The organism is Bradyrhizobium sp. RT6a, from assembly GCF_040547675.1.
Lineage (GTDB): Bacteria > Pseudomonadota > Alphaproteobacteria > Rhizobiales > Xanthobacteraceae > Bradyrhizobium.
In genome coordinates, this window is sequence record NZ_JBEPQC010000001.1 from 1,069,874 (window position 1) to 1,084,120 (window position 14,247).

Annotated in this window: 14 protein-coding genes; 6 read left to right on the top strand and 8 right to left on the bottom strand. The window is 63.7% G+C overall.

The window, feature by feature from the left end:
• Nucleotides 1–12: 12 nt before the first annotated feature.
• From ABIC03_RS05225 to ABIC03_RS05245, 5 genes are all read right to left on the bottom strand, one after another.
• Entirely contained in the window at nucleotides 13–1,512 is a 1,500-nt protein-coding gene (locus tag ABIC03_RS05225; protein ID WP_354056101.1) for a tripartite tricarboxylate transporter permease, read from the bottom strand.
• Complete coding sequence (locus ABIC03_RS05230; RefSeq protein ID WP_354056103.1) at nucleotides 1,512–1,997, bottom strand: tripartite tricarboxylate transporter TctB family protein; 486 nt, start codon at nucleotides 1,995–1,997, stop codon at nucleotides 1,512–1,514. The genes ABIC03_RS05225 and ABIC03_RS05230 overlap by 1 nt, the downstream gene beginning before the upstream one ends.
• Nucleotides 1,994–2,962: a Bug family tripartite tricarboxylate transporter substrate binding protein gene (locus ABIC03_RS05235; protein WP_354056104.1), complete on the bottom strand. Its 969-nt coding sequence runs from the start codon at nucleotides 2,960–2,962 to the stop codon at nucleotides 1,994–1,996. Before ABIC03_RS05235 ends, ABIC03_RS05230 begins: the two co-directional genes overlap by 4 nt.
• A 103-nt stretch (nucleotides 2,963–3,065) precedes the next feature.
• The gene (locus ABIC03_RS05240; protein WP_354056106.1) at nucleotides 3,066–3,908 is read right to left on the bottom strand and encodes an IclR family transcriptional regulator; all 843 of its coding nucleotides are present in this window, start codon (nucleotides 3,906–3,908) and stop codon (nucleotides 3,066–3,068) included.
• Between the two features lie 85 nt (nucleotides 3,909–3,993).
• Complete coding sequence (locus ABIC03_RS05245; RefSeq protein ID WP_354056108.1) at nucleotides 3,994–6,123, bottom strand: acetate--CoA ligase family protein; 2,130 nt, start codon at nucleotides 6,121–6,123, stop codon at nucleotides 3,994–3,996.
• A 348-nt stretch (nucleotides 6,124–6,471) separates the two neighbouring features.
• Here ABIC03_RS05245 and ABIC03_RS05250 point away from each other — a divergent pair, with 348 nt between their 5' ends.
• From ABIC03_RS05250 to ABIC03_RS05265, 4 genes are all read left to right on the top strand, one after another.
• A complete protein-coding gene (locus ABIC03_RS05250; protein WP_275167814.1) occupies nucleotides 6,472–7,164 on the top strand; it encodes a GntR family transcriptional regulator in 693 nt (230 codons plus the stop codon).
• Nucleotides 7,165–7,243: 79 nt separating this feature from the next.
• Nucleotides 7,244–8,977 carry an oxalyl-CoA decarboxylase gene (gene oxc, locus ABIC03_RS05255; protein ID WP_354056110.1) on the top strand — a complete coding sequence of 578 codons (1,734 nt, stop codon included), beginning with the start codon at nucleotides 7,244–7,246 and terminating at the stop codon, nucleotides 8,975–8,977.
• Between the two features lie 153 nt (nucleotides 8,978–9,130).
• Nucleotides 9,131–10,408: a formyl-CoA transferase gene (gene frc, locus ABIC03_RS05260; RefSeq protein WP_354056112.1), complete on the top strand. Its 1,278-nt coding sequence runs from the start codon at nucleotides 9,131–9,133 to the stop codon at nucleotides 10,406–10,408.
• 372 nt (nucleotides 10,409–10,780) lie between these two features.
• Nucleotides 10,781–10,963, top strand: coding sequence for a hypothetical protein (locus ABIC03_RS05265; RefSeq protein WP_275167705.1), 183 nt, complete (start codon nucleotides 10,781–10,783; stop codon nucleotides 10,961–10,963).
• A 64-nt stretch (nucleotides 10,964–11,027) separates the two neighbouring features.
• Here the strand turns inward: ABIC03_RS05265 and ABIC03_RS05270 are convergent, their stop codons facing one another.
• From ABIC03_RS05270 to ABIC03_RS05280, 3 genes are all read right to left on the bottom strand, one after another.
• Nucleotides 11,028–11,252 (bottom strand): hypothetical protein, encoded by a 225-nt coding sequence (locus tag ABIC03_RS05270; RefSeq protein ID WP_275167706.1) that lies wholly within the window; start codon nucleotides 11,250–11,252, stop codon nucleotides 11,028–11,030.
• A gap of 54 nt (nucleotides 11,253–11,306) precedes the next feature.
• On the bottom strand, nucleotides 11,307–11,549 hold the full coding sequence (locus ABIC03_RS05275) for a transcriptional regulator (RefSeq protein ID WP_275167707.1): 243 nt from the start codon (nucleotides 11,547–11,549) through the stop codon (nucleotides 11,307–11,309).
• Between the two features lie 97 nt (nucleotides 11,550–11,646).
• The gene (locus ABIC03_RS05280) at nucleotides 11,647–11,856 is read right to left on the bottom strand and encodes a cold-shock protein (RefSeq protein ID WP_007593324.1); all 210 of its coding nucleotides are present in this window, start codon (nucleotides 11,854–11,856) and stop codon (nucleotides 11,647–11,649) included.
• A gap of 415 nt (nucleotides 11,857–12,271) precedes the next feature.
• On the opposite strand from ABIC03_RS05280, the gene ABIC03_RS05285 reads away from it, so the two are divergent.
• Nucleotides 12,272–12,871: a glutathione S-transferase family protein gene (locus tag ABIC03_RS05285; RefSeq protein ID WP_354056115.1), complete on the top strand. Its 600-nt coding sequence runs from the start codon at nucleotides 12,272–12,274 to the stop codon at nucleotides 12,869–12,871.
• A complete protein-coding gene (gene pcaB, locus ABIC03_RS05290; protein ID WP_354056116.1) occupies nucleotides 12,865–14,244 on the top strand; it encodes a 3-carboxy-cis,cis-muconate cycloisomerase in 1,380 nt (459 codons plus the stop codon). The genes ABIC03_RS05285 and pcaB overlap by 7 nt, the downstream gene beginning before the upstream one ends.
• Nucleotides 14,245–14,247 lie beyond the last annotated feature (3 nt).

The following is a 14,247-nucleotide window of genomic DNA, read 5'->3' on the forward strand; positions in this document are numbered from 1 at the left end:
GCGTCGGGGTGGCTAGTCCTCGTTCGCCTTGAAGCGTCCTATCCCTTTCAGCACGAAGGGTGCCAGCAGCGCGATCAACGCCAGCGCAAGCAGCGTCGCCGAGATCGGGCTCTGGAGCAGCGTCATGGGATCGCCCAGACTGATCGCGAGCGCGCGACGCAGCTGGCTCTCGGCGATCGGGCCGAGGATCAGGCCGACCACGACGGGCGCGATCGGAAAGTCGAACCGCCGCATCAGAAAGCCGAGCACGCCGAAGCCGGCCAGCATCGACAGTTCAACCACCGACGGCTTTGCGGCGATGGTGCCCATGGTCGCGAACACGAGGATGCCGGCATAGAGCCACGGCTGCGGGATCGCCAGCAGCCGCACCCACAGGCCTACCAGCGGCAGATTGAGTACCAGCAGCATGCAATTGGCGATGAACAGGCTCGCGATCAGGCCCCACACGAGGTCGGGCCGCTCGGCGAACAGCAGCGGCCCCGGGTTGAGGCCGTATTGCTGGAAGCCCGCCAGCATCATCGCGGCCGTCGCCGAGGTCGGCAATCCCAGCGTCAGGAGCGGCACCAGCGTGCCCGCAGCCGAAGCGTTGTTGGCGGCTTCCGGTCCTGCGACGCCTTCGATCGCGCCCTTGCCGAATTCATCGGGGTGTTTGGTCAGCCGCTTCTCGCAGGAATAGGACAGGAAGGTCGGGATCTCCGCGCCGCCGGCGGGCAGCGCACCGATCGGGAAGCCGAACATGGTGCCGCGCAGCCACGGCTTCCACGATCGCTTCCAGTCTTCCTTGGTCATCCACAGCGAGCCGCGCACCGGCTCGAGCTTCTCCTCGGTGTGGTGGCGGCGCGATGCGACGTAGAGCGCCTCGCCCACCGCGAACAGGCCGACCGCGAGCGTCGTCACTTCGACGCCGTCGAGCAGCTCGGGCACGCCGAACGCAAGCCGCGCCTGGCCGGTCAGCTTGTCGATGCCGGCGAGGCCCAACGTCAGACCAATGAACAGGCTGGTCAGGCCGCGGATCGGGGAATCGCCGAAGGTTGCCGACACCGTGACGAAGGCGACGCACATCAGTGCGAAATAATCCTCCGGGCCAAAGCGCACCGCGAAATCGACCAACCACGGCGCGAGAAAGGCAAGCCCGATGGTGGCGATGGTGCCGGCGACGAAGGAGCCGATCGCGGAGGTCGCGAGCGCCGGTCCGCCGCGGCCGGCCTTGGCCATCTTGTTGCCTTCGAGCGCCGTCGCCATCGAGGCGCTCTCGCCGGGCGTGTTGATCAAGATGGCCGTGGTCGATCCGCCATACATGCCGCCGTAATAAATCCCGGCAAACATGATCAGCGAACCGCCGGGATCGAGCTTGTACGTCACCGGCAGCAGCAACGCGACAGTCAAGGCCGGGCCGATGCCGGGCAGCACGCCCACGGCGGTGCCGAGGAACACGCCGATCAGGGCGTAGAGCAGATTCATTGGCTGGACGGCGACCGCCATGCCGTGGGCCAGCGCCGCGAAAGTTTCCATCACAGCAGTCGCTCCAGGGGACCGGCCGGAAGGCTCAACGTCAACAGCCGATCGAACGCGAGGTAAATGAGGGTCGACATCACCAGAGCGATGGCGGAATCGACGAGGACGGCGCGGCGCCCAAATGCTGCCGAGGTCGTGACGAACAGCGCCGACGTTGCCAGGATGAACCCGCCGCCGAAGCCGATGATGCCGATCAGCAGCGCAAGGCCGGCGAGGATCAGGACCACAGGCACGGGATCGGCGCTCTCGCGCGCCGGCAGACTGCCGCGCAACGCGTCAACGAGATTGCCGATCGCGAGCAGCGCGAGGCCGGAGGCGATCACGACCGGCATGGCTTCCGGCCCCATCCCGTACATCGTGGTCGATTGCAGACCGCGCGCGTCCCAGACCAGCACCGCGGCAAGACCTGCGAGCAACGCCGCAATCACGATGCCGGCGCGATCGACGCGCCGCGGCGGCTGGACGGGATCGCCCGGAGTCATGACTTGACCAAGCCGACTGATCTCAGCACGTCAGTCACACGTACCGTTTCCTTCTTCAGGAAATCGGCGAAGGCATCGCCGCCGAGATAGGCATCCTCCCAGCCCTTCTGCTTGAGGATGTCCTTCCAGGCGTCCGACTTCACCATCTTCTCGACCGCGTCGCTCAGCGTCTTGCGCTGCTCCGGCGTGATTCCGGGAGGCGCGACCACCGAGCGCCAGTTGGCGATCACGAGGTCGATGCCCTGCTCCTTGAAGGTGGGGATGTCGCTGCCTGGAATGCGCTTCTCCGAGGTCACGCCGATCGCGCGCAGCTTGCCGGACTTGATCTGCCCATCATATTCGCTGAGGCCGGAAATGCCGGCAGTGACCTTCGCGCCGAGAATGGCGGCGAGCGACTCGCCGCCGCCCGAGAACGGGATGTAATTGATCTTCTTCGCGTCGGCGCCAACGGCGCCGGCGAACAATGCCGCCATCACATGATCGACGCCGCCGGCCGAACCGCCGGCGAAGGTCACCTTGGCGATGTCGGCCTTCACCGCTGCGGCCAGATCCTGCGCGGTCTTGATCGGCGAATTTGCCGGCACCACGATCACCTGGATTTCCTCGGTGAGGCGCGCGATCGGCGTCACCTGCTCGAGCGTGACGGGTGATTTGTTCATGGCGAGCGCGCCCACCATGACGAAGCCGTTGACCATCAGCTGGTTGCCGTCACCCTTGGCGCCGTTGACGAACTGCGCGATGCCGACGCTACCGCCGGCGCCGGGAACGTTCGTGACCTGCACGCTGCGTGCGACGCCGGCGGCGACCAGCGCCTGCTGCATCGAGCGCGCGGTCTGGTCCCAGCCACCGCCCGGCGCCGCCGGTGCCATCAGCTTGAGCTCGAGCTGCTGGGCAAGGGCCGGCGTGGCTGCCGCAAGGGTCAGCGCGACGGCTGCGCCGACGAGGCGCGCGGGAAGTTGAAACATGGGACGTCTCCGGGCTCATGCGGACATTTGCCGCATCGTGTCGTTTGGTCGCATATCAGCCAAAACGGCCGACACTGTCCAGTGACATACCCCTGGTTTCTGATTAGCGGGGCGTCGGAACTACCCCGCCGAGCGCGGCCGTCAGTTCGGCTGCAACATCCCGGACGACTTGCCCGATGTCCGGTAACCTCTGATCGGTCAGCCGGCTGGTCATGCCGGAGACCGAAATCGCCGCGAGCGGCTCGGCGCAGTCGTTGTAGACCACCGCGGCAACGCAGCGCAGGCCCATGCAGGCCTCTTCATCATCCAGCGCGTAGCCTTGCTTGCGGATCTTTTCGAGTTCCTTGAACAGGTCGCTCGGCCGCACGATCGACTTCTCGGTCAGGCGTGGCATGCCGTGATGGCGGATGACGGCGCCGACGTCCTCGTCGGAATAGGTTGCGAGCACCGCCTTGCCGACGCCCGACGTCACCATGGGAACGCGGCCGCCGACCTGGGTCAGCGAGCGCATGATTTCGCGGCTCTCCATGCGGGTCAGCACGATGATGAACTCGTCGTCGACCATGGCGAGATTGGCGGTCTCGCGGGTGAGATCACGCAGCTTGCGCAAATAGGGAATAGCCTGGGCGCTGAAATTGCGCCGCCGGGCAAAGCTCGCGCCGACGGTGAAGCTGCGCACGCCGACATGCCATTTGGATTCGGCGCGGTCGAATTGCACGAAGCGGCGGCTTTCCAGCGTCGCCAGCAGGCGGTGCACGGTCGAGGCGGAGAGCCCGGTGCGGACAGCGAGATCGCTGAGGCGATAGCCCTCGTCATCCTCGGACAATGTTTCGAGGATCGACAGCGCGCGGTCGACGGATTGCACGCCGCCGTCTCGCGCGTCGTGGTCGGCCTCCGATGACGATCGAGGCTCGATCGATTTGCGCCGGATCACGTTCCTGCCCATCGCGACCTGACTGTTCTCACCTCTCCCCGCATCCGCCTTCGCCGAGCCTTCGGCGGGCAAGCGCGGGGAGAGGTGAAGTAGTAGCTCAGAGCAGCCCTGCCCCGCGCGCCCATTTGTACTTGGCGCCGAGAACCTCGACCGGCAGTTCGGTCGAATAGGCATAGGCCGGGATGCCGTTCTGGTAGAGATATTCGGCGGCTTCCTCGACCTCGACGTCGCCGGCGAGCGAGGCGACGATCGGCTTCACGAAGCCCTTGGCCTCCATCTCCTTCTTCACCTCGACCATGTTGCGGGCGAACACCATCGGCGGCGTGACGATGGTGTGCCAGTAGCCGAGGATCAGCGAATGGATGCGCTCGTCCGTCAGGCCGAGCTTCACCGTATTGACGTAGGTGATCGGCGGCTCGCCACCGGTGATGTCCACGGGATTTCCGGCCGCGCCAAACGGCGGGATGAACTTGCGGAACGCCGCATCCAGATCCGCCGGCATCGCCATCAGCGACAGGCCGTTGTCGACGCAGGAGTCCGACAGCAGCACGCCCGAGCCGCCGGCACCGGTGATGATCAGCACGTTCTCGCCCTTCGGCGTCGGCAGCACCGGCACGCCGCGCGCGAACTCGAGCAACTGCCGCAAGCTACGGGCGCGGATCACGCCGGACTGCGCCAGGACGTCCTCGTAGATCTTGTCGTTGCCGGCGAGCGCGCCGGTGTGCGACGAGGCCGCCTTCGCACCGGCCGAGGTGCGGCCGGCCTTGAGCACGATGACCGGCTTTTTCTTGGAGACGCGCTTTGCCGCTTCCGCAAAGGCGCGGCCGTCCTTGAGGTCTTCGCAGTGCTGCGCGATCAGATTCGTGTTCGGATCCTGCTCGAAGAAGGCGAGCAGATCGTCCTCGTCGATATCGGACTTGTTGCCGAGGCCGACGATCGCCGACACACCCATCTTGGCCGAACGGGAGAAGCCGATGATGGCCATACCGATGCCGCCCGACTGCGAGGACAGCGCCGCGTGACCCTTGACGTCGTAGGCGGTGCAGAAGGTCGCGCAGAGATTGGCAGGCGTATAATAGAAGCCGTAGATGTTCGGTCCCATCAGGCGGATGTCGTACTTCTTGCCGACTTCGACGATCTCGGCCTGAAGCTCAGGCGCGCCGGCTTCCGCGAAGCCCGACGGGATCAGAACCGCGCCGGGAATTTTCTTCTCGCCGCATTCGGTGAGCGCCGCGGCCACGAACTTCGCAGGAATTGCGAACACGGCGGTGTCGATCACGCCGGGCACGTCCTTGACGCTCTTGTACGCCTTGTAGCCGAGGATCTCGGCGGCCTTGGGATGGATGGGGTAGATGTCGCCCTTGTAGCCGCCGTTGATGAGGTTCTTCATCACGGAATTGCCGATCTTGCCGTCTTCAGCCGAAGCGCCGACCACGGCAACCGCCTTCGGCTGCATGATGCGGCTCATGGCCGCGACGATCTCTTCGGTTGCGCGCGGCTTCGGCTTGGGCACGTAAGCGAAGTCGACGACAATGCGGACGTCGGCCGCGATCGCGTCCTTGGCCGTCGCGAACACCGGGTTGAGATCGAGTTCGACGATCTCGGGGAAATCGGTGACGAGCTGCGAGACCTTGACGATGACATCCGCAAGCGCCGTGCGGTTCACCGGCTCGCCGCCGCGAACGCCCTTCAAAATCTCATGCGCCTGGATGCCGTCGAGCATCGATAGCGCGTCTTGCTTGGTCGCGGGCGCGAGGCGGAAGGTAATGTCCTTCAGGACCTCGACCAGCACGCCGCCGAGGCCGAAGGCAACCAGCTTGCCGAACGAGGCGTCGGTGATCGACCCGACGATCACTTCGGTGCCGCCGGCCAGCATCTGCTGCACCTGGACACCCTCGATCTTGGCATCGGACTTGTACTTCCTGGCGTTCGAGAGGATCGTCTCGTAGGCCTTCTCGGCGTCTTCGGCCGTCTTGAGGCCGACGATGACGCCGCCGGCTTCGGTCTTGTGGAGAATGTCCGGCGAGACGATCTTCATCACCACTGGGAAGCCCATCGAGGCGGCCATCTTGCCGCCTTCGCCGGCCGATTTCGCCACACCCTCCTTCGGCACCGCAATGCCGTAGGCGTCGCAGACCAGTTTGCCTTCCGGCGCGGTCAGGCTGGTGCGCTTGTCCGCCTTGACCTGGTCAAGCACCTTGCGGACGGCATCTTTGGAATTGGACATGTGGCTCTCCCTTGACCTTGGTTCTTGCGTTCTCAAAGCGCGCGCGTGTTGCGGCTGCCCGTGATGCTTTCCATTCGCCGCGCTCTGTTCCATGTCGCGGAACGGAGTGGCATAAAGCCAAGGTTACTCCGCCGGCACGGATCAAAAATGGCTGGCGATGGCATTTGGTATGCCAGAAGCCAACTTGTCAAGCTGCCGCGCACCTTAGAACGCTGCAAAAAATAGGCAGCTTGACATCTTGGTATTTGGTATGCCAAAAACTTTCCCGTTAATAATCCTGTAAAAGACGACTCCCACTGGAGGAGATTCGTCGTGTCACTGCGGAAACCAACCAAGGCGTTGCCGAACATGGCCGAGGCAGATATCGCAATCGTTCGTATTGCCCCGGAGTCGAGCTTCAAGAACAAGGCGTACGACGCCTTGAAAGAAGCCATCCTCAAGATGGACATCTACTCGACGCCCGAGCCGGTGATGCTCGACGAGCGCGCGTTGTCCGAGCGCCTGGGTGTGAGCCGCACGCCGATCCGCGAAGCCATCGCGATGCTCGAGCAAGACGGCTTCGTGAAGACGGTTCCGCGCCGCGGCATCATGGTGGTGCGAAGGACCAAGAGCGAGATCGTGGACATGATCCGCGCCTGGGCGGCGCTGGAGAGCATGGCGGCGCGCCTCATCACCGCCACAGCGCGCAAGAAAGACATCACGGCGCTGCGCGACTACTTCAAGGATTTTGGCAAGGACCGCCTCCCCCAGGATCACGTCGAGGAATATTCGCGCGCCAACATCGCCTTCCACCAGGCGCTGATCTCGCTGTCGGAATCACCGGTGCTGGTCGATCTCACCAACGACCTGCTGCTGCACGTGCGTGGCTATCGGCAGCTGACCATCGGACGCAAGGACCGCACTGCGACGTCGCTACCCGAGCATCTCGGCATGATCGAAGCCCTGGAGGCGCGCGATACCGAACTCGCCGAGAAGCGCGCCCGCGATCACACCCTTGGCCTTGCCGCTTACGTCGAGGCGCATGGCCAGGAACTCTTCTAGCCAGCAACGTTCACCAGAAGGGCGAGGCATCGCCCCCAAAAGCCTGAAACGGCATCTTGAGACCAGGGAGACAAGGCCCATGCTGAATACCGCGACCAAGTCCGAAGCACCGGGCACCGAGCAGGAATTGACGGATGGTTTTCATCTCGTCATCGACGCGCTCAAGCTGAACGGCATCAACACCATCTATAATGTGCCGGGCATCCCGATCACGGATTTGGGCCGCATGGCGCAGGCGGCCGGTATTCGCATGATTTCGTTCCGCCACGAGCAGAACGCCGGTTATGCGGCGGGCATCGCCGGCTACCTCACCAAGAAGCCCGGCATCTGCCTCACCGTCTCCGCGCCCGGCTTCCTCAACGGTCTCACCGCGCTCGCGCACGCCACCACCAACTGCTACCCGATGATCCTGATCTCGGGCTCCTCCGAGCGCGAGATCGTCGACCTCCAGCAGGGCGACTACGAAGAGATGGACCAGCTCGCGATCGCCAAGCCGCTGTGCAAGGCAGCCTATCGCGTGCTGCACGCCCAGGACATCGGCATCGGTCTTGCCCGCGCCATCCGTGCCGCCGTCTCCGGCCGTCCGGGCGGCGTCTATCTCGACCTGCCGGCAAAACTGTTCGGCCAGGTGATGAACGCCGATGCCGGCCGGAAGTCGCTGGTCAAGGTGATCGACGCGGCTCCCGCGCAGATCCCCTCGCCCGCTTCGATCAAGCGCGCGCTCGATGTTTTGAAGAGCGCAAAACGTCCGCTCATTATCCTCGGCAAGGGCGCGGCCTACGCGCAGGCCGACGAAGAGATCAAAACCTTCGTCGAGAAGAGCGGCATCCCCTTCCTGCCGATGAGCATGGCCAAGGGTCTCCTCTCCGACACCCATCCGCAGTGCGCAGGCGCCGCCCGCTCGACGGTGCTGAAGGAATCCGACGTCGTGCTGCTGATCGGCGCCCGGCTGAACTGGCTGCTCTCGCACGGCAAGGGCAAGAACTGGGGCGAAGCGCCCAAGAAGTTCATCCAGGTGGACATCGAGCCAAGGGAAATGGACTCCAACGTCGAGATCGTCGCGCCGGTCGTCGGCGACATCGGCTCGGTCGTCTCCGCCTTCAACCAGGCGATGGCTTCGGGCTGGACCACCCCGCCGGCCGAATGGACCAAGGCGATTTCGACCAAGCGTGAAGAGAACGTCGCCAAGATGGCGCCGAAGCTCATGAACAACAAGTCGCCGATGGACTATCACGGCGCGCTCGGCGTGCTGAAGAACGTCATCAAGGATCATCCCGAGGCGATCCTCGTCAACGAGGGCGCCAACACGCTCGACCTCGCCCGCGGCGTCATCGACATGTACAAGCCGCGCAAGCGTCTCGACGTCGGCACCTGGGGCGTGATGGGCATCGGCATGGGCCAGGCGATCGCGGCGGCTCTCGAGACCGGCCACCCCGTGCTCGCGGTCGAAGGCGACTCGGCCTTCGGCTTCTCCGGCATGGAGGTCGAAACCATCTGCCGCTACAATTTGCCGATCTGCGTCGTCATCTTCAACAATGACGGCATCTATCGCGGCACCGACGTCAACGGCGCCAATGCCGATCCGGCGACGACGGTGTTCGTCAAGGGCGCCCGCTACGACAAGATGATGGAAGCCTTCGGCGGCGTCGGCGTGAACGCGACCTCGCCGGACGAGCTCAAGCGCGCCGTCAACGAAGCCATGGCCTCGGGCAAGCCGACGCTCATCAACGCGGTGATCGATCCGGCTGCCGGTTCCGAGAGCGGCCGCATCGGCAATCTCAATCCGCAGAGCGTTCTGCAGAAGAAGAGGTAACCAGCCGCCGGGTCATTCCCCGCGCGGGCGGGGAATCCAGTCATCGCCAAATCATCTTGAGGCGAGCACTGAGGCCCAACTGAACCTTCAGCGAATACTGGATGCCCGCCTTCGCGGGCATGACGGAAACAGAAGAGTAACAGGAGCAACACGATGACAAAAGCGCTCGAGGGCGTTCGCATTCTCGACTTCACCCACGTCCAGTCCGGGCCGACCTGCACGCAGTTGCTCGCATGGTTCGGCGCCGACGTGATCAAGGTGGAACGTCCGGGTGTGGGTGACATCACCCGCGGCCAGCTGCAGGACATCCCGAACGTGGACAGCCTGTATTTCACCATGCTCAACCACAACAAGCGCTCGATCACGCTCGACACCAAGAACCCCAAGGGCAAGGAAGTTCTCACCGAGCTCATCAAGAAGTGCGACGTGCTGGTCGAGAACTTCGGCCCCGGCGTGCTCGACCGCATGGGCTTCCCCTGGGAGAAGATCCAGGCCATCAACCCGAAGATGATCGTCGCCTCGATCAAGGGCTTTGGTCCCGGACCGTACGAAGACTGCAAGGTCTATGAGAACGTCGCGCAGTGCACCGGCGGCGCCGCCTCCACGACCGGCTTCCGCGACGGCCTGCCGCTGGTGACCGGCGCGCAGATCGGCGACAGCGGCACCGGTCTGCATCTGGCGCTCGGTATCGTCACCGCACTCTATCAGCGCACCCATTCCGGCAAGGGCCAGAAGGTGACGGCTGCGATGCAGGACGGCGTCCTCAACCTCGCGCGCGTCAAGCTGCGCGACCAGCAGCGCCTCGCCCACGGTCCGCTCAAGGAATACAGCCAGTTCGGCGAAGGCATTCCGTTCGGCGATGCCGTGCCGCGTGCCGGCAACGATTCCGGCGGCGGCCAGCCCGGCCGCATCCTGAAGTGCAAGGGCTGGGAGTCCGATCCGAACGCCTACATCTACTTCATCACCCAGGCTCCGGTCTGGGAGAAGATCTGCGACGTGATCGGTGAGCCCTCCTGGAAGACCGATCCTAACTACGCCAAGCCGGCCGTCCGCCTGCCGCGCCTGAACGAGATCTTCGGCCGCATCGAACAGTGGACGATGACGAAGACGAAGTTCGAGGCGATGGAAATCCTCAACAAGGACGACATCCCCTGCGGACCGATCCTGTCGATGAAGGAGATCGCCGAGGACCAGTCGCTGCGCGCGACCGGCACCGTGGTCGAGGTCGACCACCCCACCCGGGGCAAGTACATCTCGGTCGGCAACCCGATCAAGCTGTCGGACTCCCCGAGCGATGTGGAGCGCTCCCCGCTGCTTGGCGAGCACACCGACGAGATCCTGCGCACCGTGCTCGGCTTCTCGGACCATCAGGTTGCCGATATCCACAAGTCCGGCGCGCTTGATCCGCCGCAGAAGCAGGCCGCGGAGTAAGCGGGCTTATCTCACGACGCGAAAGGCCGCCGGCTTCGGCGGCCTTTTTGTTGATGCGGAAGGGCTGCATCGCACGATCGGCACGCTTGCCGCGCCGCGAAGGCTGGATTAAAGATTGGTCCGCGAGGAACTGATGCGGTGGCCGGCCGTTACTCCCTCGTCCGCCGTGCTCCCGGGAATGCGAGCACGCCCGGAAATGCCAGCATGTCATCTCCACAGCGAGTGCAGCACGCCTCGCAAAGATCTGCCTCACGCTGAAGAACTGGTCTCCTTCGTTTGCGAGGGTGGCAAGTCGGCCTTTCAGTTCAGGCACGGCGGCGGCGCGTCCGGCACTCGCCAGGACCACGCTCGTTGATTAAATTGAGGGCTTAAATGTCGAAAGATCAATCCTCTGATCGCGCCAAGCGTGAAGCCAACAAGGCGTTCAAGCCGGCGACAACGCAGAAGCCGATGAACGACTATGCGAAGGACCAGAATTCCTTCAACGAGAATCGCGAACGGCTGAAAGCGGAGCGATTGGCCCGGGAGGCGAAGCCGGGAAGCGGCTCCGAATAAGAGCGTCAGTCCCAGGCTCCGACCGCGGATTCCGCTGAACGCGGGACGCCGAAATCCGCCTGATCTACAGCATCGATAGCACGACGATTCCGTCTTCGACGGCACCAGAAGCGAGCTGCGCCCGCGCCACCCGCTCGAGCTCCGTCCGGTTCTTGCGAAGATAGCTGAAAGCCTGTTTCTGCGTCAGGAACGTCGTCGCAAGACGGCACATCTGTCGGCCCGCGCCAAGCGCGAGAAAGAAGGTGATGGTACCACCGCCATCCGACTTGATTCTAGGCACGACCCGCACTCTTGGGCATTTGGTCGGTCCTCTCCGAGTTGTCGTCGGCGCAATGGAAGGCAGCTATGGCGTCACCTTCTTCTTGCGCTTCGTCGGCGTGACCGCGGGCAGCGATGCCTGAAGGGCGGCGTCTGCCGCTTCCTTGGCTTCGCGCAGCTCTCGAAGCCGCGCCATGTTCTTGCGAACATCCACGGCTTGCTTTCCAACATCAACCATCGCCCGGGCGCCTTCCTCAGCGGCCAAACGCTGACGGTTAGAGCGCGCGATGCTTTCGGGTGACGGTTCGGCCGGTCTCTTGGCGCTCATTATTCACCCTGCTTTGCAACGGACAAAACCCGCTCAATCCTGGGATCGAGCGGGTGGCATGGCCGTTTCAGTACATCCGTGAAACGGCACTAAGGCTTTAGGCCAGCGAGAGATTCTCAGCGCTGACCTTGCCCCGCATCTTGTCGGTCTTGAGCTCGAAGTTGACCTTTTGGCCTTCAGCGAGACCTGCAAGACCAGCCCGCTCGACCGCGCTGATGTGAACGAACACATCGTTGCCGCCGTCGTTCGGCTGAATGAATCCAAAGCCCTTTTGGCCGTTAAACCACTTCACAGTACCTGTCGTCATTTTCTTCTCCAAAGCGCATACGCGCAGGTTCCGCGTGATCGTCACGCAGAACAAATTCTATTCGTCGATGTCTATGGAAAAGGAGCCCGCGGGCGCATTCAACAAGGCACAGCGGCTGAACGAACAGCCTCAACGTATACCTCATCCTCGCCATTTGCAAGGCTTGACCGAATTTAACGCCTCGGGAGCCCGGCGGTAGGTCCAGGACGCCGCCACCGAGCACACTCATCATTCGCCGCCAGCTGCTCTGGGAGGGCTGCCGAGCGCCACATGCGCTCGACGGCGTTCTCCAATTCAGAACGCATGCATCGCAATAATGCATTTTTACAAAACGAGGGGGTGACCTAGGCTTGATCGAAGTCAAGCCGTACGGCTGCGCAATGAGGCGCGACGACGGAGGGATCGATACCGATCGATGCGGCTATTTTTGAATCAGACGTCGCCCTACGCCCGCAAGGTAAGAGTCGCCATTCATGAGCTCGGATTGAACGACGCGATTCAGTTTATCGAAGTCGACCCCTGGCTCGAGCTGCATCATTTCACCGACATCAACCCGCTCTCCAAAGTGCCGGCACTCGTTCTCGCCGACGGAACGCTTGTGACCGAGAGCGACACGATCGGACAGGCCCTGCACGGTCTGACCATCGACTCGCGACTGATCCCGAACGAGCAGCCTGCACGACACCTCTGTCTTGGACGCGCTGCGCTGTATCAGGGCCTGATCGATGCAACCTTCATCTGGGCTATCGAAGGGCGCAGGCCATCGGAGATGCGCTGGGCGGATTGGGTTGCGCGTCAGGAGCGAGCGATTTCGCGGACGCTGTCATCGATTGAAGCTCGATTCGACCTCGATGACCGGCGCTTCGACCTCGGCGACATCGGGCTCGCCTGTGCACTTGACCATATCGATTTTCGCGCGGGGCATCTGTCATGGCGTTCCGAGAGACCAAGGCTTGCCGGCTGGTTTGAACGCGCGCGCGTTCGGTCGTCCATGATCGCGACACGGCCATGCTGAGTTTCGAGCCCGGAACGGTCTTCAGCAGCCGTCACCTCGCCGATATCTTCAGCACCGCCCCGATGCGTGCTATTTTCAGTGAGCGCAATTCACTTGAGTCCATGCTTCTGGTCGAGGTCGCGCTGGCGAAGGTTCAAGGGCAGCTCGGCGTGATTCCTGCCGATGCTGCTGCTGCGATCGCCTCCGCTGCACGTACTGAACTACTCGATCTCAATGAATTGGCCGCGCGCACTTTGCGCGCCGGCTTGCCGGTCGTGAACCTGGTCGAGCAGTTGATCCGGCTCACCGGCGAACCCCATGGCGAATTCGTCCATTGGGGCGCCACGAGCCAGGACATCATGGACACCGCGCTCGTGATGCAGATACGCGACGCGCTCGAGCTCATCCACCGCGATCTGGAGCGCCTGATATCGACGCTTGCGGATCTGGCGCGGACCCATCGCGATACGCCCATGGTCGGCAGGACCAAGCTTCAACACGCGATCCCGATCACCTTCGGGTTCAAGGTTTCCGTCTGGCTGTCGGGCCTGCTGCGCCACAGGCAACGGCTCGCCGAACTCAAACCAAGGGTCCTGCAGGTCCAGTTCGGCGGTGCGGTCGGCACGTTCGCATCGCTCGGCGATGATGGCGACAGCGTCCGCGCTGCACTGGCCCACGAACTCGGACTCGGCGAGCCACTGGTGGCATGGCATGCCGCGCGGGATGGTTTGGCCGAGACGGTTTGCCTGCTTGGGCTAATCTCCGCGACCCTGAGCAAGATCGCGACCGATGTCGTGTTGATGGCGCAGACCGAGGTCGGCGAAGTGCTGGAGCCAGGCGGCCAGGGCCATGGCGCCTCCAGCACCATGCCGCACAAGCGCAACCCGATCATCTGCGAGCAAATTCTCAGCACCGGACCGTCGCTGCGCCGGCTGGCAAGCGCCATGCTCGACGCTTCGGTCCACGACCACGAACGGGCGACGGGACCGTGGCAAGCCGAATGGTTGTTGCTGCCGGAAGCGTTCGTGCTGGTCTCCCGGGCCATGGACAACGCTGTTCGCCTCTGCAGCGGATTGGTCGTCAGACCCGATGCGATGCAGGCCAATCTTGGGCGGACGCAGGGGCTCATCGCCGCCGAGGCCGTCATGATGGTGCTGGCTCCGCACGTCGGGCGCCATCATGCGCACGAAATGGTGGGTGCGGCATGCACGCACGCCATCGCTTCAGGCCTGACACTAGCCCAGAGCCTTTCGCGAGATCCGGCCGTGACGGCCCACATCGCGCCCCATGAGATCGAGGCGGCTGCGGACCCGGCCCGATACATCGGCCTGTCCGGCCGTGAGGTCGATCGTGTCCTCGCGGCGGTGCAAGGCGACGCCATTGATGCGGAGTGAGGC